This is a genomic window from Clostridium sp. (genome assembly GCF_021443865.1).
GTDB lineage: Bacteria > Bacillota > Clostridia > Clostridiales > Clostridiaceae > Clostridium.
The window spans coordinates 1-19,994 of the sequence record NZ_JABUTB010000024.1 but is presented as its reverse complement, the minus strand read 5'-3'; the positions used below and the strand labels follow the sequence as shown (position 1 = coordinate 19,994).

General features: G+C 29.9%; 20 protein-coding genes and 1 pseudogene. 16 read left to right on the top strand and 5 right to left on the bottom strand.

What is annotated here, in order from left to right; all coding sequences use genetic code 11:
* The 16 genes from HUJ77_RS05795 to HUJ77_RS05720 form a co-directional block, all read left to right on the top strand.
* Positions 1-879 (top strand): acetyl-CoA hydrolase/transferase C-terminal domain-containing protein (locus HUJ77_RS05795; protein WP_291707629.1); only part of this gene is annotated, 879 nt, incomplete at its 5' end.
* Between the two features lie 185 nt (positions 880-1,064).
* Positions 1,065-1,952, top strand: coding sequence for an alpha/beta hydrolase (locus HUJ77_RS05790; protein WP_291707628.1), 888 nt, complete (start codon positions 1,065-1,067; stop codon positions 1,950-1,952).
* A 281-nt stretch (positions 1,953-2,233) separates the two neighbouring features.
* Positions 2,234-3,253, top strand: coding sequence for a 3-oxoacyl-ACP synthase (locus tag HUJ77_RS05785; protein WP_291707627.1), 1,020 nt, complete (start codon positions 2,234-2,236; stop codon positions 3,251-3,253).
* A gap of 3 nt (positions 3,254-3,256) precedes the next feature.
* Entirely contained in the window at positions 3,257-4,132 is an 876-nt protein-coding gene (locus tag HUJ77_RS05780) for a branched-chain amino acid ABC transporter permease (RefSeq protein WP_291707626.1), read from the top strand.
* Positions 4,133-4,143: 11 nt separating this feature from the next.
* On the top strand, positions 4,144-5,154 hold the full coding sequence (locus tag HUJ77_RS05775) for a branched-chain amino acid ABC transporter permease (protein WP_291707625.1): 1,011 nt from the start codon (positions 4,144-4,146) through the stop codon (positions 5,152-5,154).
* Positions 5,132-5,920 (top strand): ABC transporter ATP-binding protein, encoded by a 789-nt coding sequence (locus tag HUJ77_RS05770; protein ID WP_291707624.1) that lies wholly within the window; start codon positions 5,132-5,134, stop codon positions 5,918-5,920. Before HUJ77_RS05775 ends, HUJ77_RS05770 begins: the two co-directional genes overlap by 23 nt.
* 13 nt (positions 5,921-5,933) lie before the next feature.
* Entirely contained in the window at positions 5,934-6,638 is a 705-nt protein-coding gene (locus HUJ77_RS05765; protein ID WP_291707630.1) for an ABC transporter ATP-binding protein, read from the top strand.
* 58 nt (positions 6,639-6,696) lie between these two features.
* On the top strand, positions 6,697-7,899 hold the full coding sequence (locus HUJ77_RS05760) for an ABC transporter substrate-binding protein (RefSeq protein WP_291707623.1): 1,203 nt from the start codon (positions 6,697-6,699) through the stop codon (positions 7,897-7,899).
* 72 nt (positions 7,900-7,971) lie between these two features.
* The gene (locus HUJ77_RS05755) at positions 7,972-9,306 is read left to right on the top strand and encodes an acetyl-CoA hydrolase/transferase C-terminal domain-containing protein (RefSeq protein WP_291707622.1); all 1,335 of its coding nucleotides are present in this window, start codon (positions 7,972-7,974) and stop codon (positions 9,304-9,306) included.
* 16 nt (positions 9,307-9,322) lie between these two features.
* The gene (locus HUJ77_RS05750) at positions 9,323-10,138 is read left to right on the top strand and encodes an alpha/beta hydrolase (RefSeq protein WP_291707621.1); all 816 of its coding nucleotides are present in this window, start codon (positions 9,323-9,325) and stop codon (positions 10,136-10,138) included.
* Between the two features lie 62 nt (positions 10,139-10,200).
* Entirely contained in the window at positions 10,201-10,776 is a 576-nt protein-coding gene (locus HUJ77_RS05745) for a TetR/AcrR family transcriptional regulator (protein WP_291707620.1), read from the top strand.
* Between the two features lie 96 nt (positions 10,777-10,872).
* Positions 10,873-11,595, top strand: a complete 723-nt coding sequence (locus HUJ77_RS05740; protein ID WP_291707619.1) for a beta-ketoacyl-ACP reductase — start codon at positions 10,873-10,875, stop codon at positions 11,593-11,595.
* A gap of 9 nt (positions 11,596-11,604) precedes the next feature.
* Entirely contained in the window at positions 11,605-12,786 is a 1,182-nt protein-coding gene (locus HUJ77_RS05735; RefSeq protein ID WP_291707618.1) for an acetyl-CoA C-acetyltransferase, read from the top strand.
* Between the two features lie 18 nt (positions 12,787-12,804).
* Positions 12,805-13,221, top strand: a complete 417-nt coding sequence (locus HUJ77_RS05730; RefSeq protein ID WP_291707617.1) for a MaoC family dehydratase — start codon at positions 12,805-12,807, stop codon at positions 13,219-13,221.
* 25 nt (positions 13,222-13,246) lie between these two features.
* Complete coding sequence (gene pta / locus HUJ77_RS05725) at positions 13,247-14,245, top strand: phosphate acetyltransferase (protein ID WP_291707616.1); 999 nt, start codon at positions 13,247-13,249, stop codon at positions 14,243-14,245.
* Between the two features lie 15 nt (positions 14,246-14,260).
* Complete coding sequence (locus HUJ77_RS05720) at positions 14,261-15,460, top strand: acetate kinase (protein ID WP_291707615.1); 1,200 nt, start codon at positions 14,261-14,263, stop codon at positions 15,458-15,460.
* Positions 15,461-15,562: 102 nt separating this feature from the next.
* On the opposite strand, the gene HUJ77_RS05715 is transcribed toward HUJ77_RS05720, so the two are convergent.
* The 5 genes and pseudogenes from HUJ77_RS05715 to HUJ77_RS05695 all read right to left on the bottom strand — a co-directional run.
* Positions 15,563-15,934, bottom strand: a complete 372-nt coding sequence (locus tag HUJ77_RS05715; RefSeq protein WP_291707614.1) for a zinc ribbon domain-containing protein — start codon at positions 15,932-15,934, stop codon at positions 15,563-15,565.
* A gap of 19 nt (positions 15,935-15,953) precedes the next feature.
* Positions 15,954-17,045 carry a hypothetical protein gene (locus HUJ77_RS05710; protein WP_291707613.1) on the bottom strand — a complete coding sequence of 364 codons (1,092 nt, stop codon included), beginning with the start codon at positions 17,043-17,045 and terminating at the stop codon, positions 15,954-15,956.
* Between the two features lie 240 nt (positions 17,046-17,285).
* Positions 17,286-18,497: a 3D domain-containing protein gene (locus tag HUJ77_RS05705; RefSeq protein ID WP_291707612.1), complete on the bottom strand. Its 1,212-nt coding sequence runs from the start codon at positions 18,495-18,497 to the stop codon at positions 17,286-17,288.
* 244 nt (positions 18,498-18,741) lie between these two features.
* Complete coding sequence (gene argF, locus HUJ77_RS05700; RefSeq protein ID WP_291707611.1) at positions 18,742-19,662, bottom strand: ornithine carbamoyltransferase; 921 nt, start codon at positions 19,660-19,662, stop codon at positions 18,742-18,744.
* A gap of 215 nt (positions 19,663-19,877) precedes the next feature.
* Positions 19,878-19,994 (bottom strand): annotated as a pseudogene (locus HUJ77_RS05695) (3-deoxy-7-phosphoheptulonate synthase); the annotation flags it as partial.

The window sequence follows — 19,994 nt, the reverse complement described above, 5'->3', positions numbered from 1 at the left end:
GATTTAGTAATACTAGAAATAAATAAGAATTATCCAAGAACCTTTGGAGATGTAGAAATTCATATAAGTGATGTTGATTATTTAATAGAAACTGATTATGAACCTCCAATGCTACCAGACGCTGTACCTAATGAAAAGGATTTAGTAATAGGAAAATTAATTGCAGAAAGAATTAATGATGGAGATTGTATTCAACTTGGAATAGGTGGTATTCCTAATGCAGTTGCAGCATCATTAATGGGTAAAAAGGACTTAGGAGTTCATACAGAAATGTTTACTACTGGAATAATGAAGTTAATAAAAGCAGGAGTTATAACAGGAAAGAAAAAGAATTTTAATTACGGAAAACATGTTGCAGGCTTTGCTTTAGGAACAAGAGAACTTTATGATTTTCTAGATGATAACCCATCAGTAATGATGATGGATGGATTCTGGACAAATGATCCATATGTAATTTCACAAAATGATAATATGGTTTCAATTAATACTTCTTTAGAAGTAGATTTAACAGGCCAATGTGCATCAGAATCCATTGGACCAATGCAATTCAGTGCAACAGGTGGACAATCTGATACTGCTGTAGGGGCTCAAATGGCTAAGAATGGACGTTCATTTATAGCTCTATATTCAACAGCTATGGTTAGAAATAAGGAAACTGGTGAAAAAGAAGAAATTTCTAAAATTGTTCCATTCTTAAAACTAGGTGCAGCTGTAAGTTTATCAAGAAATGATGTTGATATGGTTGTAACTGAATATGGAGTTGCAGAATTAAGAGGGACAACTATTGCAGAGAGAGTAGAAAGACTAATTAATATAGCTCATCCAAAATTTAGAGAAGAATTATATATTCAAGCAAAGGAATTTGGAATAATATATTAAGAAAAAAATTATATTATAGATTTTTAAAGGGGCTGTTGCAACAGCTCCTTTTTCTTATCTATTAAATTATGAAGCGATATAAATAATATTTTTATTTTTAACAAAAATACATTGAATATTCTAACTAAGTATAATAATATAATACTATATAATGTAAGCGATTACTTTCGGGGTGGAGGGATTATATGATTAATTTTAATAATTTACAGAAGGTTATATTATCTAATGGAGAGACACTAACATATAGAAAAGAAGGTGTAGGGGAAAAGTTATTACTTCTTATACATGGCAATATGTCATCTTCAAAACATTGGGACATGCTTGTGGAAAAGTTACAGGATAAATATAAAATCATAGCTGTGGATATGAGAGGGTTTGGTGGTTCAACATACAACAATCCAATTGATTCATTAAATGATTTTGCAAAGGATATAGAAGAACTTTTATCACAATTAAATGTTGAAAAATGTTCAGTTATAGGATGGTCTACTGGCGGAGGAGTAGCATTAGAATTAGCTGCAAATATTAAGAAGAAAATAGAAAAGGTAATTTTATTAGAATCAGTAGGAATTAAGGGATATCCTATTCCAAAGAAAGATGGTAATGGAATACCTACTAATGAATTATTAAAAACAAAGGAAGAAATTTCAAAGGATCCAGTACAAGTAAAACCAGTTTTAGATGCATTAGAAAGCAAGAATAAGGAATTTTATAGAATGCTATGGAATGCAGCAATATATACACATAACAAACCTGAAGATAGTTTATATGAAGAATATTTAGAAGATATGTTAACTCAAAGAAACTTAGTAGATGTAGATTATGCTTTAGCTACATTTAATATGAGTAGTGAGAGTAATGGAGTAATTGATGGTAGCAATAGATGCGAACTAGTAGAAGCTCCAGTATTAATTTTACAAGGTGATAGAGATTATGTAGTTCCTATGAGTATGGCAGAAGATACTAATAGATTCTTAAAGAACTCAAAAATAGTTGTACTTAAAAACTCTGGCCATTCACCTATGATAGACTGTATGGACAATCTGCTTGAAGAAATAAATAAGTTTTTATAGAAGAAATAATAAGGGAATGTAACAATTATAAAAATAAGAATTGAAACATTCCTTTATGTGCATATAAAATGATTATTTGTTAGCTTTATATAAAAAATATTAGAGGTTAGAAAAGTTATATATATAAATTTAATAGTTTGTTAAATTTAGCTAATAAAAAATATTGTTTTAAGAATAATTTGGTAAATACTGAAAGCTGTATTGACAATATTTGTAGAAAAGGATTACAATCTTAATGAAAGTAAACACTTACATACTTGAAGAATTAGGAGGTAGTTCATATGGTTAATGTTGGAGTAGCTGGATTAGGATTATATATTCCTAATAATAAAATGACAGCAAAAGAAATATCTTATGCTACAAATGGAATTTGGAGTGAAGAAGCAGTAATAAAGAAATTGGGGATAGTAGAAAAGACTATACCAGGAGATGATGATGGAACTCAAGAAATGGGAGTGCGTGCAGCTCTAGAAGCATTAAAGGATGCTGATATGAAGCCTGAAGAAATAGATGTAATTCTATGTATGGGCGAGGAATGGAAGGAGTATCCACTAACTACATCAGCTTTATATATTCAAGGGAAAATTGGAGCTACCAATGCTTGGGGAATAGATGTACAAAATAGATGCTGTACTACGGTATCAGCAATAAAAATGGCAAAAGATATGCTAGTGGCAGATGAAGATATAAATACAATTATGATAGTTGGCGGATATAGAAATGGAGACTTTGTAGATTATAAAGATTCTAACATGTCAATGATGTACAACCTTTCTGCTGGTGGTGGAGCAATAATTTTAAAGAAAAATTTAAATAAAAATCTTGTTTTAGGAGCTCATATAAAGGCAGACGGAGATTTTGCAAGAGATGCAGGAGTTGAAATAGGCGGAATTATGAATCCTTTTAATAAAGATAATATTGAAGAAGGATACAAATCATTAAGACTTATGAATGCTAAGCATATGAAGGATGGATTAAATGCTATATCCATGCCTAATTGGTTTGAGTGCATTGATAAATCTTTAGATAAATCAGGATTAAAAAGAAAAGATATTGATTACTTAGCAGTATTACATTTTAAGAAATCTATGCATGATTATATGCTAAATGAATTAGGATTAACAGAAGAACAATCAATTTATTTATCAGATTATGGTCATATGGGACAAATAGACCAAATACTTTCACTAAAACTTGCATTAGAATCAGGAAAGGTAAAAGATGGTTCTGTAGTTTTAATGATAGCTGCAGGAATAGGATATGTATGGTCTGCTAACGTAATAAAATGGGGAGAGTGTTAGTCAATGGATACATTTTTTCAAATACTATTTAGCAGTTTAGAAACAGGAAGCGTTTATGCCTTAGCATCTTTAGGAATAATAATTATTTTTAGAACATCTAGAACTACAAATTTTGCTCAAGGCTCAATAGGTATGTTTAATGCCTTTGTTGCTACATTTGCATCAATTAATTTGGGATTACCAGCTTGGGCAGCAGCCTTAGTAGGTATGGTAGCAGCCTTCTTAAGTGGGGTTTTAGTAGATTTAGTGATAATTAGAAGAGCTAAAAAAACATCTCCAGTTTCAAAGCAAATTATAACCTTTGGAGTAATAATGCTTTTCTTAGGAGTAGCACCAATGATATTTGGATCAATTCCATTAAATTTTCCTAAGTTTATAGAAACTGGTGCAGTAGATATATTTGGAGCATCAATTTCCTATAATGCATTACTAAATATAACTGTAGGATTAGTAATAATGGGGATATTATTCTACTTCTTACAAAATACAAAATGGGGACTAGCTGTTAGAGTAACTGCATCTAATGAAGAAACAGCAAGACTTATGGGAGTTCCTACATCACTTGTAACTATGGGAGCATGGGCAATTGCAGCGGCACTAGGAACATTAGCGGCTTTAATGCTTGCACCAGCCATTACAGTAAGTGTTACTATGATGGATAACGTTCAAACAAATGCTTTAATAGCTTGTGTTTTAGGAGGATTCCAAACCTTCTATGGACCAGTTATAGGTGCTTATTTAATAGGATTAGGTAGAAATTTATTGATATACTATGTTTCATCTACATGGGGAGATCCTCTATTGTTTACATTGATTCTATTATTTATTGTATTAAGACCAAATGGAATAATAGGAAAGAAAATAATTAAGAAGGTATAGGAGGAACATAGATGAAAAAGATTTTAAATCAAAGATACAGTAAATATATTTTGCTTGGAATAGTACTATCTTTATTTCCTCTACTTCAAGAAATAGGGATTATAAAAAGTTCAACAATCACTACTTTTGGAACTATTTTATTTTATGCAATAGTTGCCATTGGATTAAATGTACTTTTAGGATATTCAGGATTAATATCTCTTGGAACAGCAGGGTTTATGGGACTTGGAGCTTATATGTCAGCCTATTTAACAGAAGATATGGGTCTTCCATTCATAGTATCTTTAATTATATCTGTAGCAATACCTCTTATAATTGGAGTTCTTGTTGGGTTAGTATCACTAAGGATATCAGGAATGTATCTAGCTATAGCAACATTAGCTGTATCTGAAATATTAAAGAAAATATTTGTTGAATTCGATTCAATTACAGGAGGATTTTCTGGAAAAAATGCAGGCTATCCATCCCTATTTGGACTTCAACTTAACAGAGATACTACATTTATTTTTATAGTTATTTTACTAGTAATAGTTATGATACTTACAGATAATTTTATTAACTCATCAACAGGAAGAGCATTATTAACTATGAGAGTAAGTGAAGCAGCAGCACAAGCTATGGGAATTAACTTACTTAAATATAAGCTTACAGCCTTCGCACTTGCAACAGGTTATGCAGCTTTAGGTGGAGTTATATATGTTCACTTTATAAGATTTTCATATCCATCTAACTGGAACTTACTTTTATCACTACAAATATTAGCAGTAATAGTTATTGGAGGAGTTAGAACTATATCAGGACCAATAATAGGATCAATAATAGTATTTGGTGTTCCAGATCTTATATTAAAACAGCTTCCAGTAATAGGTTCAATAGATGGATTAGCGTATATTTTTACAGGAATACTTATAATAATTGTAATTTTATTCTATCCTCATGGACTGATTTATATCGGACATGATATAAAGAAGTATTTTAAAAAGAAGAAGGTGAATGTAGATGAGCTTAACACAAACTCTTAAAGTAGAGAATTTATCCATTGCTTTTGGTGGATTAAAGGCAGTTGACAATTTAAGCTTTCATATTAATGAAGGAGAGATATATGGTTTAATTGGGCCAAATGGTGCTGGAAAAACTACAGTATTTAATTGTATTACACAATTCTATAAGCCTAATAATGGAAAGGTTATATTTAAAAGTATTAATGGGGAAGAGGTTAATTTAGTAGAAAAAGAAACCCATAATATTATAAATTTAGGACTAGTTAGAACCTTCCAAAATGTTGAATTAATAAAGGATTTAAGCTTACTTGAAAATTTGCTTATAGGAGCTCACATTTCATATAAGACTGGACTTTTTGGAAATGCCTTTAGAACGAAAAAGGCAAGAATGGAAGAGGAAGAAAACGTAAAAAAAGCAGAAGAAATATTAAGATTCTTAAATATTGAGCATAAGAAATATGAACTTGCTGGTGGACAACCATATGGAATACTTAAAAAAATTGAACTTGGAAGAACACTTATGAGTAAGCCTAAGTTAATTATTTTAGATGAGCCAGCAGCAGGACTTAATGATACAGAAACTCTTGAATTATCAAAGCTTATAAAGAGTATTAGAGATGAATATAAATGCAATATTTTATTAGTTGAGCATGATATGAGATTAGTTATGGATATATGCGATAGAATATGTGCAATATCTTTTGGAAGGAAACTTGCAGAAGGCACTCCAAAAGAAATACAAACTAATAAAGAAGTTCAAGAAGCTTATTTAGGAAAGGCGGAGTAAGATGAGTAAAACAATTTTAAAAATAGATAATCTTACTGTTTCTTATGGAAGTATAAAAGCATTAAAGGGAATAGACATAGAAGTTAGAGAGGGAGAAATAGTAGCTTTACTAGGTGCTAATGGTGCTGGTAAAACTACAACATTAAAAACTCTTTCAGGTATTGTGCCTGTTGAAAAAGGAACTATAGATTTTTGTGGAAAAAATATAACAAACTTACCACCTGAAAAAATTACATCTTTAGGAATAGTTCAATCACCAGAAGGAAGGCAAATATTCCCTGATATAACAGTGGAAGAAAATTTGAGAGTTGGAGCATTTACAGTAAAAAGTAAAAAAGAAATTGCTAGAAATTTTGAAAGAGTTTGCAAGTATTTTCCGATTTTACTTGAAAGAAAAAAACAATTAGCAGGTACTCTAAGTGGTGGAGAACAACAAATGCTAGCTATAGCAAGAGCCTTAATGGGAAGCCCTAAAGTTTTACTTTTAGATGAGCCGTCATTAGGACTTGCACCACTTATAGTAAAAGCAATATTTGAAATAGTAAAAGAAATTAATGCAGAAGGAACAACAGTTTTAATAATAGAACAAAATGCTCTTCAAACATTAAAAATTGCTGACTATGCATATGTCCTTGAAGTAGGGGAGATTAGCATGGAAGGTAAGGCAAGTGAATTAATTCAAGATAAGAGATTATTAGAAGCCTATTTAGGTGGTTAAAAATGTTTCCAATAAAAAATTAACATATAATACAAAATAAAATTTGGAGGGAAAATTTATGAGAAAGAAAATTGCATTACTTTTAGCTTCACTTACATTAGCTACGGCTTTTACAGGCTGTGGTAAAAAAGAAGAAGCAGCACAAGGAGTTACAGAAACTACAATAAAAGTAGGTAACAGTGCTGCTACATCAGGAGCTTTTGCTCCAATAGGAGTTCCATTCAATGCTGGTATAGAAGCATATTTTAAAATGGTAAATGAAAAAGGCGGAGTTAATGGAAGGAAAATTGAATTTGTTCACACTGATGACGAGTTCAATCCTGAAAAAGGAAAGGCTGCATTAGATAAATTAGTAAATGATGATAAAGTATTTGCTATAGTTGGTCATTTTGGTACTCCAGTAGTAGGAGCTACATTAGATGATCTTAAGGAAATAGGAATACCAGCAGTTTACTTTGCAACTGGAACAGGAATATTATATAACGAAAATGCAACTAAGGGAGAAGGGGATAACATATTCCCAGTTCAACCAGTATACCCAATGGAAGGTCGTATTATGACAGCTTGGGCAAAGGGAGAATTTAATGCAAGCAAAATTGGTGTTATCTATACTAATGATGATGCTGGTAAAGATTTAGTTAAGGGTATTGAAACAGAAGCAAAAAATATTGGTGGAATTGAAGTTATAAGTGAGCAAGTAGCTCCAGGTGCAGAAGACGTTTCATCAGCAGTAACAAAAATTAAAAATGCAAATGTAGATACTGTTATTATAGCTGGTATTCAAGGTACTTTCCCACAAATAGCTAAAGAATTAGCTAAGCAAGGAAATACTAAACCTGCTCTTACTACTTATGTAAATGTTGATAAGACTATGGTTGACTTAGTTAAGGCTGATGTTGCTAATAAATTCGAAATTTACGGAAATGCTTGGGTAGATGTTACTAAACCAGCAGTTGCAGAATATGCAAAAACTGTTCCAGCAGAATTTGCGGCAAATGCTTATGCTATGACAGGATGGATAGCTGCAGACTTTTTCGTAAAAGGTTTAGAAAGAGTTGAAGGGGAAATAACTTGGGAAAAATATATAGCTGCTATGGAAAAAGAACCAATTGAAAATCCATTTGGTGGAATGATAGATTTTGCTAAGGGAAAGAGACTTGGAACTCAAGAAATGTCATTAGCTAAAATGGATTTAACAAGCCCAACTGGCTGGACACCTTTTATCGGATTTAAGAATATCGATACTATATTAGGAAAATAATAAAAAATTAATGTGCTGTCGTAAAATAATTCCTAATTTGTGCGGCAGCACAGAATTACAGGGAGGTTTAATATGTTAGAGACAATTAAATCAAAAGAATTAATTAATGCAAAATATATAACTGTTGATGAGGCTTTAAACTTAATTAATAGTGGTGATGTAATAGTTTCTGGCTTAGGTTCAGCAGAACCAAAAGAAATTCTAGCTAATCTTCATAGGATAGCAAATAAAGTAACAGATGTTACAGTTACTACTTGTTTACCAATGGAAATGGCAGAATATTTTACTAATGAGAAGTATAGAAATTCCTTTAATATGGATGGATGGTTCTATACAGCAGCTATGAGAAAAGGGCAAAGAAATGGTAATATATCCTTTATACCAAACCATCTTCATTTAGCGGCTGTAAAAAGAATGAGTCATAAAAAGACTAATATTTACATGGGAACAGCAACTATGCCAGATAGGCATGGATATCTATCTTTATCATTAAGTAATGTATATGAAAAAAGAATGATGGAAGAAGCCGATTTAGTAATACTAGAAATAAATAAGAATTATCCAAGAACCTTTGGAGATGTAGAAGTACACATAAGTGATGTAGATTATGTTATTGAAGCTGATTATGAAGTTCCTGAATTACCAGATGTTGAACCTAATGAAAAGGATTTAGTTATAGGAAGATTCATAGCAGAAAGAATTAATGATGGTGATTGTATACAACTTGGAATAGGTGGAATACCAAATGCAGTTGCAGCATCACTAGTTGATAAAAAGGATTTAGGAATTCACACAGAAATGTTTACTACAGGTATGATGAAATTAGTGAAGTCTGGAGTAGTTACAGGTAAGAAAAAGAATTTTTATAAAGGAAAACATGTGGCAGCCTTTGCTCTTGGTACAAAGGAACTTTATGAATTTTTAGATGATAACCCATCAATTATGATAATGGATGGACATTGGACAAATGACCCATATACTATAAGCAAAAATGATAATCAAGTATCAATTAATACTACTATAGAAATAGACCTAACAGGACAATGTGCTTCAGAATCAATAGGTGCAATGCAATTTAGTGGTACTGGTGGACAAGCTGATACAGCAATTGGTGCACAAATATCAAAAAATGGACGTTCTTTTATAGCTTTATATTCTACAGCAATGGTAAGAAATAAAGAAACTGGTGAAAAAGAAGAAATTTCTAAAATAGTTCCATTTTTAAAACCAGGTGCAGCTGTTAGTTTATCAAGAAATGATGTTGATATAGTTGTTACAGAATATGGAGTTGCAGAGCTTAGAGGAACTACTGTTAAAGAAAGAGTAGAAAAATTAATTAATATAGCTCATCCTAAGTTTAGAGAAGAACTATTAATTAAAGCAAAAGAAATTGGTTTAATTTATTAGAAATAGAGGTGTTAATATGCCATATACAAATTATAAAAATAAAAAAATTTATTATGAAGTTCATGGAGAAGGAACTCCACTAGTAATTTTAAATGGAATAATGATGTCTCATGGAAGCTGGCAAGTATTTGTAGAAGAGCTTTCTAAAAATAATAAGCTTATACTTTTAGATTTTTTAGATCAAGGAAAATCTGATAAGATGGATGAAAGCTATAAACAAGATATCCAAGTAGAAGTAGTTAAGACTGTTATAGATGAATTAAAGCTAGAAAAAATAAATCTTTTTGGTATTTCATATGGTGGGGAAGTTGCCTTACAATTTGCTTTAAAATATGAAGGACTATTAAATAAACTTATATTATTTAATACTACAAGCTATACAAATCCTTGGTTACAAGATATAGGCAGGGGATGGATTAATGCTGCAGAAGAGAATAATAAAGAAGCTTTTTATAATGTAACTATACCTATAATATATTCGCCAAACTTTTATACTAAAAATATAGAGTGGATGAATAAAAGAAAAGATTTTTTATATAAAGTATTTAATGAAGATTTCTTACAAGCTATGATAAGGCTAATAGAAAGTGCAGAAGGCTATGATGTAAGACATAACATTGATAAAATTAGAACAAACACTTTGGTTGTAAGTAGTGAATATGACTTTGTTACACCTGCAAATGAGCAAGAATATATTAAGGAAAAAATTAATAACTCCACTTACATTATGATTAAAGATTCAGGACATGCATCTATGTATGAAAAGCCAATAGAATTTTTATCTATACTAAAAGGCTACTTATCTATTGAGAATTTTACAAAAATAGTATAATATTATTAATGAAAAATGTAAGGAGTCACTTGCTCTAAATGGAAATATAAGGAGATAATAATATGAAATATAATAACGATACAAGTAAAAAAATAATGAAGGTAGCATTGAAATTATTTTCGGAGCAGGGGTATTATCCTACTACTACTAAGCAAATTGCAGAAGAAGCAGGTGTTAATGAATTAACAATATTTAGACACTTTGGATCTAAAAGCAATTTATTTCAAGTAACTACAGAATATTATGTTCTGGATTCAAAAATAGATGATATATTAAAGAATACAGAGAATTTAAGTTTTGAAGAGGCTATGTTTGTAATTACAAATAGAATATATAAATTATTAATTCAAAATACAAAATTATATAAGGTTCAAATGAAGTTAGCAGATAACGAGAAGGACTTCGTAAAGCTTAAGCTTTCTAGAAAAATAATAAGTATTTTAAAAGATTACTTTGAAGTATTAAAGGAAAATAACAAAATAAATGGTGAGCCCTATATAATGGCGGTTACACTTATAAATAGTTTATTAGGTACATTTACTATAGAAATACTAGGGGATTATACAGTTAGTAACATAAAGTGGGAAGAATTAGTTGAAGAACATACAAAACAATTCGTTTCTTTATATAAAATTTAGAAATGAATAATAATTAATCTTGTTCCAAATGGGAAAGATTAATTTTTTTTAACACAAATGTAAGTAAGTGCTTACAAAATTGAGAGGAGAATGAAAATGTTAAGATTACAAAATAAAGTTGCTATAGTTACAGGAGCATCTCAAGGAATTGGAAGAAATATTGCAGAAACTTTTGCTAGAGAAGGGGCTACTGTAATAGCAGTTGATATGAATAAATTACCATATGAAAGTAATAATATATATGGATATGAAGTAAATGTTACAGATAGAAATGGAATAAAAGTATTTTTCGATATGATAATAGAAAAGTTTGGGAAAGTTGATATTTTAGTTAATAATGCAGGAATTACAAGAGATGCATTAATTCAAAAGATGACAGAAGAAATGTGGGATTTAGTTATAAATGTTAACTTAAAAGGTTTATTTAATATAGCACAATTAGTTGGTCCTCATATGATGGAACAAGGAGTAGGTTCAATAATTAATATTGCATCTATAGTTGGTGAATATGGTAATGTTGGGCAAACAAATTATGCTGCAACTAAAGCAGGTGTAATTGGAATGACAAAAACATGGGCTAAGGAATTTGCAAGAAAAGGAGCAAATATAAGAGTGAATTCAGTAGCACCAGGATATATAAATACAGATATGATGAAAACTGTACCTGAAAAGGTATTAGAAAATATGAGAGCAAAGACTATGCTTGGAAGACTTGGAGAGCCAGAAGAAATTGCAAATGCAGTATTATTCTTAGCAAGTGATGAATCATCATATATAACAGGACATAATTTATCAGTTAATGGTGGAATGAGATTATAGGAGGATAGTATGAGAGAAGTAGTTATAGTATCTGCTGTAAGAACTCCAATAGGAAGCTTTGGTGGAGGGTTATCAAGTTTATCAGCTGTGGATTTAGGTGTAATTGCTGCTAAGGAAGCAATTAAAAGAGCTAATATAGATCCTAAGGAAATTAATGAAGTTTTAATTGGAAATGTTCTTGGAAGTGGACTTGGTCAAAATATAGCAAGACAAATTTCAGTAAAGTCAGGAATACCAGTAGAAGTTCCAAGTATGACATTAAACAAACTTTGTGGTTCAGGCTTAAGAACAATTAGTTTAGCAGCTCAAGAAATAATGCTAGGAGATGCTGATGTAATATTATGTGGTGGAACTGAGAGTATGTCAAATTCACCTTATTTAATTAAAACAGCAAGATTTGGACAAAGAATGGGTGATGGAAAAATAATTGATTCTATGATTGAAGATGGATTAACGGATGCCTTTAATAAATATCATATGGGAATAACAGCAGAAAATATAGCAGAGCAATGGAGAATAACTAGAGAAGAGCAAGATAACTTTGCTTTAAATAGCCAAATTAAAGCAGCAGAATCCCAAAGAGCAGGAAAATTTGCTGATGAAATAGTAAAGGTTGAGATACCACAAAGAAAAGGTGAAGCTTTAATTTTTGATAAAGATGAATATATAAAAGAAAATATTAATATTGAAAAATTAGGCAAGTTAAAACCAGCTTTCAAAAAAGATGGAACAGTAACAGCTGGTAATGCTTCTGGAATAAATGACGGAGCAGCTATGGTAATAGTTATGAGTAAAGAAAAAGCAGACTCATTAGGAATTAAGCCACTTGCAACAATTAAGGGATATGGTTCAGCTGGTGTTGATCCATCCATAATGGGATATGGTCCAGTTCCAGCTACTAAAAATGCTTTGAAGAAAGCAAATTGGACAGTAGAAGATTTAGATTTAATAGAAGCAAATGAAGCTTTTGCAGCTCAAGCTATTTCAGTTGTAAGGGATTTAGGGTTAGAGGAAAATAAAGTAAATGTAAATGGTGGAGCTATTGCATTAGGACATCCTATTGGAGCTTCAGGAGCTAGAATATTAGTTACATTATTACATGAAATGAATAGAAGAGATGCTAAAAAGGGATTAGCTACACTTTGTATAGGTGGAGGCATGGGAACATCTTTATTAATAGAAAGAGAATAAATATGGGGGAGATATAAAATGATAGGTAAGACTATAAAAGAAATAAATTTAGGGGATAAATCAAGCTATAGTAGAACAATATCAGAAGCAGATGTATTGCTATTTGGTGGTGTAAGTGGGGACTTAAATCCAGCACATTTTAATGAAGAGTATTCAAAGGATACAATGTTCAAGGGAAGAATAGCTCATGGAATGTTATCAGCAAGTTATATATCAACAGTTTTAGGAATGCAACTTCCAGGACCAGGAACAATATATCTTTCACAAGAATTAAAATTTACAGCTCCAGTAAGATTTGGAGATACAATAACAGCTACTGTAGAAGTTATTGAAAAAATAGAAGAAAAGAATAGAATAACTCTTGAAACTATTTGTATAAATCAAAGAGGTGAAGTTGTAGTTAAAGGTAAAGCAATGGTAATGCCACCAAAATAGTACTTAATGTAAAGGGGAAAGAACAATGGAGCTATTAAATAGAATTTGGGATTTAGCTAGAAATGATATAAAAAGAATAGTACTTCCAGAAGGCGAAGATAGAAGAACTATAGAAGCAGCTAGAAAAATTAAAGATTTAAATTTGGCTCATCCTATATTAGTAGGGGATAAAGAAAAAATAATACAAGAGATAAATAATTTAAAATTAAATTGTGATGATATTGAGATAATTGATCCAAATGAATTTATTAATATAGATAGATATATTAATAAATTTTATGAAATAAGAAAAAACAAGGGAATAACTATAGACAAGGCAAGGTTAATAGCTAAAGACCCAATGTATTTTGGAACTCTAATGGTAAAGTGTAATGATGCAGATGGATTAGTATCTGGAGCAGTTCATACAACAGGAGATTTACTAAGACCAGGGCTTCAAATAATTAAAACTACTAAGGGAGCATCTGTAGTATCAAGCTTTTTTATAATGGGATTACAAAGCACTTGTTATGGAGAAGAGGGAATGCTTTTATTTGCAGATTGTGCTGTAAATCCTAATCCTAATTACAAGGAGTTAGCAGAAATAGCAATTACTACTGCAGATACAGCAAGAAAAGTATGTAAAATTGAACCTAGAATAGCTATGCTTAGTTTTTCTACTATGGGTTCTGCAGATCATGAAATGGTAGAAAAAGTTAGAAGAGCTACAGAATTAGCTAAAGAATTAAGACCTGATTTACTTATAGATGGAGAAATGCAATTAGATGCAGCAATTGTTCCTAGGGTTGCAAAACAAAAGGCACCCAATAGTGTAGTAGCAGGAAAAGCAAATATATTAGTTTTCCCAGATTTACAATCAGGTAACATAGGATACAAGCTTGTACAAAGATTTGCTAATGCAGAAGCCGTAGGACCTATATGCCAAGGCTTTGATAAACCTATAAATGATTTATCAAGAGGGTGTTCTGTAGATGATATAGTAAATGTAGTAGCATTAACAGCTGTACAAGCACAAAATAATTAATAAGGAGATTCGTAAATGAAGGTACTTGTAATAAATTGTGGAAGTTCCTCATTAAAATATCAACTAATAGACATGAATACTTATGATGTTATGTGTCAAGGATTAGTTGAAAGAATTGGACTAGAAGGAGCAGTATTAATTCATAAAAACCCTACAATAGATAAATACGTTGTAGAAGGGAATTTTAAAAATCATAAAGAAGCTATTAATTCAGTTATAGATACATTATTAGATAAAAACTACGGAGTCATTAATAATATAAATGAAATTTATGCAGTGGGTCATAGAGTAGTTCATGGAGGAGAGAGATATTCCAATTCAGTTCTAATAGATGATGAAGTATTAAGTCATTTAGAAGAATATATCAAGCTTGCTCCAATTCATAATCCACCTAATATAATAGGGATTAAAGTATGTATGGAACTAATGCCTGCTACTCCAATGATAGCAGTTTTTGATACTGCATTCCATCAAACTATGCCAGAGGTGGCTTATATATATCCTATAGAATATAGTTTATATAAGGATTATGGCATAAGAAAATATGGGTTCCATGGTACATCTCATAAATATGTATCTCAAAAGCTTGGAGAAGTATTAAATAAAGATATTAGTACTATGAAAATAATAAGCTGTCATTTAGGAAATGGTGCTAGTATATGTGCAATAAAAGATGGAAAATCAATAGATACTTCTATGGGATTTACTCCTCTTGCAGGAATAGCTATGGGAACAAGATCAGGTAATATTGATCCTTCTATTTCAACATTTTTAATTGAAGAATGTGGCTATACAGCAGAAGAGGCTAATGAATCCTTTAATAAAAAATCAGGAGTATTAGGAATATCAGGAGTTAGCTCTGATTTTAGAGATTTAGAAAAAGCTGCATTAGAAGGCAATAAAAGAGCAAAATTAGCATTAGATGTTTTTTATTATAGAATAAGAGGACAAATTGCAGCTTATGCAGCGCATATGGGTGGAGTAGATTCAATTATATTTACAGCTGGTATTGGAGAAAATTCTAGTACCACAAGAAAATATTGTTTAGAAGGAATGGAGTTTTTAGGTATAGAAATTGATGATGAGTGGAATAATATAAGAGGAAAGATAGTAGAAATAAGTACTAAAGCCTCAAAAGTTAAAGTATATGTTATTCCAACTAATGAAGAATTAATGATTGCAAAGGAAACAGTGGAAGTTTTAAAAAATAATTAGCTCTCAATACTTATATATAAAAGGATGTAGTGTTGTTTTATTAATACTTAAAATTAATAAAACCCCCTTAGCTACATCCTTTATAATTTTATATTCTTTTATTTAATTATTAAAGTATTTAAATGATGATACCAAAGTTATTAAAGAACCAATAGAAATATATACTGACCTTGCTATTATTCTACCAGCAATTTTGCCACCTCTTAAACTTGCTTCTATCATAATGTTATAGGCATCTCCACCAACATATTCTTCAATGTAAAGTGTATTAATTTCACTACTTGGTACAGTAAGAAATAGCCCCACTAATATAAATAAAATACCTAAGATAATTCCAATTAAAGAAATAGTTTTAACTTTTCCTAAGGACTCTATTTTAAACTTAATATTTAGATTATCTTTAATTAATTCACCACAATCAGGACAAACTTTACTTTCATCTGGAATTGCTTTTCCACATTTTTTACAAAACATATATATACCTCCTTTAATATTACATATAATCTAAAATTGTAACTGAACAATCTGTTATAGAGTAATCCTTTTGAACTGATAATCTAAAGCTAGAAGATTCATATGTAAAACTATATTCATTATTTTTATAGTTTAAAATTAAAGTACTACCAGATAAATACAATTTCATTCCATTTTGAAGTAAAATAAAACCTTCTTTATAATTCCACTCCTTAATACCTATAGTCTGATAGCTGCTGAAAAAATTAACTTTATCTAATGAATCATATGCTTCTATATAATCATCTTTAATTTTGATATTAACAGAATAATAAATATTTGAACTATATTTATTATTAATAAAATATGTTTTCATTGAATCTTCAGAGTCATATACTTTATTAGTAATATTCAAGACTATAGATAATATAACATAAATTATTAATACAGGAACAGCTATTTTACTAATAAGCTTTAACTTTCTTTTCCTTTCTAAATCCTTTTGGATTTTTAATTCTTTTTGTTTTTTTAGATCTTCTCTGTAGATATTAATTTCCTTATTTATATTTTCATTGTCCATAAAGAATAGGGAAGTGTTATAATTTACACCACAAGAAACACAAACTTTATTATTTAATTTATTAAAATAGCTACAATTGCATACCCAGCCATCATCACATAAATATGATTTGTTTTTTGCAGAAGGATTAAATTTTTTTAGAACTGTAACTATTTCTTTTTCTTCAATATCTTCTAAATCATAGAATTCAACAGTGTATTCCTTGATATTTTCACCAGGGTTAGTATGAATATCTCCATTTGCAAAACATACTTGTAACACTTTAAGTTCTATTTTTCTTATAGAACTGTTAGGTAGCTCTAAAGAAAGCTGTTCTATTTTCCTTGGAGGTATAGATAGGTCTTGAATTGTAAGAATAAAGTCTTCTTTAGAATTTACCTCAACTATTTCATTAAAAGAGTCAAATGCTTTTGCAGTAAATTTAATCCCTTTAATGATTTCATCACTAATATTTCTAAAAGAAATATCAATTTTATTTCGATTAAAGCTTACTATATAACTTAAATTATCTATATAAGCATTTAAATCAATTTTAAGTATTTCATTCCTCATATAAATTCACCTCTATTTAAATAAAAATTACACTTAAATTATACAATATTTCCAATTATTATTAAATAATTTATTTGAAAAGTATAAATAATAATATATAAAACATTTAAGTTTAATTGAATTAATTATAAATAGACTAGAATTATAGTAAAAAAAAGATTGAGTTCAGTTTAGTACTGTACTCAATCCCACAAAATCTTTAATTATTATAATTTTGTTTTAAAAGTTAATTTTAATATTTTACCATTGATTTGGATAAGCAATTATGTGAATTGTAACAGTCCTTCTTCCAAAGGCAAAGCAATCCTGAACAGAATTCATATAAAGATCAATTTTATTTCCCTTAATTGCACCACCAGTATCTGATGCAATAGCATATCCATAACCATCTACATAAACTTTAGTTCCTAAAGGTATAACATTAGGATCCACAGAAATAGTACTTAAACCATTAGGATCTCTAGTTGGCTTTAATCCCATAGCTGTAAAGCTACCACCTGTATAAGCTGTGGCAGTAACAGAAAAAGTAGATAAGGAATTTCCAACTGAACCTGCATTTGAACTTTCACTTGAATCTCCTCTAGATACATAACTTACATTTTTTTCAAGGTTGTCAGATTCTATAGCAGCAATTTGGTTATTAACTGATGAAATACCTTCTTGTGCTAAGCTAATTGCATAATCACTATTAAGCTGAGGAAGCATATAATTTAAATTATTAAGTGCATCTTTAAGCTCAGAAATAGATGATGAACCAGAGTTTACAATAGAAAGGGAATGAGATAATAAATTAACTTCATTTTCCTCAATTACTGCCATTAAGGAATCCTTTTTAGAGTTAAGATCTGCTAAAACAAGTTCTTGTTCATCCTTTTTCTTATTTACTTCCTTTAAATCCTTTTCAATTGAAATTCTAAGATTATTTAAATTTGCCTTCTTTTCTTCAATTATTTCAGCATTTTCAACTAAATCACTTTTTTTATCATTAATTTCAGTTAGTATTTCTTTATCAATAGAAATAAGCTTTTTCATAGTGTCAATTCTATAGAAAAAATCAAATATATTATCTGATGTTATTAAGTAAGCAATCATATCAGTAGAAATATTACTTTTGTACATAGAACGTACTCTTTTATCCATGGTTGCTTCATTTTTTTTAATTTCAATCTTTGTATCTTCTATTTTTTTATTTATATTTTCGATTTCAATTTCAGTGTCCTTAATTTCAGAATTGTTTTTTTCAAGTTTTAGATTAATACTTTCAATATCATTATTAAGCTTTGCAATTTCAGAGTTTAGCTTTAATGCATCAGCATCCAACTGTTCATATTGTACTTTTGTTTCTTGGATTGTTTGTGTTGCTGAAGAATTTGGCTCTGCATATGCCACCGCTGAAAGGTTAAAAGTAATAGTTATAGTAGCAATAACAGATATCAAACTTCTTTTATTCAAAAAATCCCACCTCCAATAAATTTTAAGATACTAGACTAAATTATACTTTATATACTACAGTAAATAACCAAAATTGGCAAGTTGCAGAAATTCTATTAAGAATATAAAATACCTTCAACATAGTATATTTTTTATTTAGAATTATATGAATAAAAAGTAGTTAATTCAAGTATTAAATATCCAAAAGAAAAAGAGCTGAAATTACAGCTCTAAATTTATATATAGATTAGTTATTAGAGTAAAATTATTTAAGTAATTTCACTAATATAGCTTTTTGAACATGAAGTCTATTTTCAGCTTCTTCAAATATAGTATTTGCATGAAGTTCTAATACTTCTTCAGTAATTTCTTCTTCTCTATGAGCAGGTAAGCAGTGGAGCACAATAGCATCATCCTTTGCAAGCTTCATAAGTTCAGAATTAACTTGATATCCTTTGAAAGCCTTAGCTCTTTCTTTAGCTTCCTTTTCTTTTCCCATACTAGCCCATACATCAGTTATAATAATATCTGCATCAACTGCTGCTTCCTTTGGACTATTTACTATAGAAAAGTTTAAGTTATTAGCTTTAGCAATTTCTTTTCCTTTTTCTATATAACTATCTTTAATCATATATTGATCTGGAATAGCTAAAGTAATATTCATTCCTACAGTTAGACATCCTATTAATAAAGATTGTGCCATATTATTTCCATCACCTATATAAGCTACCTTTAAGTTATCAAAAAGATTTTTACTTTCTCTTATAGTCATTAAATCGGCTAAAACTTGGCAAGGATGTTCATCATCAGTTAATCCGTTAACTATTGGAATACTAGAACATTCAGCTAATGAATTAACCTCTTCTTGGGCAAAGGTTCTAATCATAATACCATTAAGATATCTTGATAAAACTCTAGCCGTATCTTGAATAGGCTCTCCACGACCTATTTGTAAATCATTAGAACTTAAAAATAACGGGTAACCACCTAACTGATACATTCCAACTTCAAAAGAAACCCTAGTTCTTGTAGAAGATTTTTCAAATATCATTCCAAGGGTTTTCCCCTTAAGATGATGGTGTTCAATTCCATGCTTTAATTCATATTTTAGCTGATCAGCTAAATTTAATATATCTAAAATCTCATCTTTAGATAAGTCTTCCATTTTTAATAAATCTTTATTCATAAATACCCCCCCAATTTTAATTAATAATGCACAATTGATAATGCACAATTGTGGATATAACTCAGGCAAGCTGAGTTATGGAATTTAAACATTAATTCTTTCTTTCCTTCATTGGATTTTGCGTTAGCAAAAGAGAAATTTCATTCTTTCATTTCAAAAACTCTGTAAGAGTTTTCACCTTAATTATGCATTGTGCATTACGCATTATGCATTTCCTAAAGTTCTCTTCCTACTGCTACAGCAATTGCTTTTAATTCTTTAACTAATTCTTCATAGTGGTCTGGTCTAATAGATTGTGGTCCATCACAAAGTGCTTTTTCTGGATTGTTGTG

What these genes read in the sequence shown, in the direction of transcription:
- HUJ77_RS05780 (WP_291707626.1), top strand. Translation starts at nt 3,257, where the DNA reads ATGGATACATTTTTTCAAATACTATTTAGCAGTTTAGAAACAGGAAGC.
- HUJ77_RS05770 (WP_291707624.1), top strand. Translation starts at nt 5,132, where the DNA reads ATGAGCTTAACACAAACTCTTAAAGTAGAGAATTTATCCATTGCTTTT.
- HUJ77_RS05775 (WP_291707625.1), top strand. Translation starts at nt 4,144, where the DNA reads ATGAAAAAGATTTTAAATCAAAGATACAGTAAATATATTTTGCTTGGA.
- HUJ77_RS05760 (WP_291707623.1), top strand. Translation starts at nt 6,697, where the DNA reads ATGAGAAAGAAAATTGCATTACTTTTAGCTTCACTTACATTAGCTACG.
- HUJ77_RS05740 (WP_291707619.1), top strand. Translation starts at nt 10,873, where the DNA reads ATGTTAAGATTACAAAATAAAGTTGCTATAGTTACAGGAGCATCTCAA.
- HUJ77_RS05710 (WP_291707613.1), bottom strand. Translation starts at nt 17,045, where the DNA reads ATGAGGAATGAAATACTTAAAATTGATTTAAATGCTTATATAGATAAT.
- HUJ77_RS05790 (WP_291707628.1), top strand. Translation starts at nt 1,065, where the DNA reads ATGATTAATTTTAATAATTTACAGAAGGTTATATTATCTAATGGAGAG.
- HUJ77_RS05755 (WP_291707622.1), top strand. Translation starts at nt 7,972, where the DNA reads ATGTTAGAGACAATTAAATCAAAAGAATTAATTAATGCAAAATATATA.
- HUJ77_RS05730 (WP_291707617.1), top strand. Translation starts at nt 12,805, where the DNA reads ATGATAGGTAAGACTATAAAAGAAATAAATTTAGGGGATAAATCAAGC.
- HUJ77_RS05735 (WP_291707618.1), top strand. Translation starts at nt 11,605, where the DNA reads ATGAGAGAAGTAGTTATAGTATCTGCTGTAAGAACTCCAATAGGAAGC.
- HUJ77_RS05745 (WP_291707620.1), top strand. Translation starts at nt 10,201, where the DNA reads ATGAAATATAATAACGATACAAGTAAAAAAATAATGAAGGTAGCATTG.
- HUJ77_RS05785 (WP_291707627.1), top strand. Translation starts at nt 2,234, where the DNA reads ATGGTTAATGTTGGAGTAGCTGGATTAGGATTATATATTCCTAATAAT.
- HUJ77_RS05750 (WP_291707621.1), top strand. Translation starts at nt 9,323, where the DNA reads ATGCCATATACAAATTATAAAAATAAAAAAATTTATTATGAAGTTCAT.
- pta (WP_291707616.1), top strand. Translation starts at nt 13,247, where the DNA reads ATGGAGCTATTAAATAGAATTTGGGATTTAGCTAGAAATGATATAAAA.
- HUJ77_RS05715 (WP_291707614.1), bottom strand. Translation starts at nt 15,934, where the DNA reads ATGTTTTGTAAAAAATGTGGAAAAGCAATTCCAGATGAAAGTAAAGTT.
- argF (WP_291707611.1), bottom strand. Translation starts at nt 19,662, where the DNA reads ATGAATAAAGATTTATTAAAAATGGAAGACTTATCTAAAGATGAGATT.
- HUJ77_RS05720 (WP_291707615.1), top strand. Translation starts at nt 14,261, where the DNA reads ATGAAGGTACTTGTAATAAATTGTGGAAGTTCCTCATTAAAATATCAA.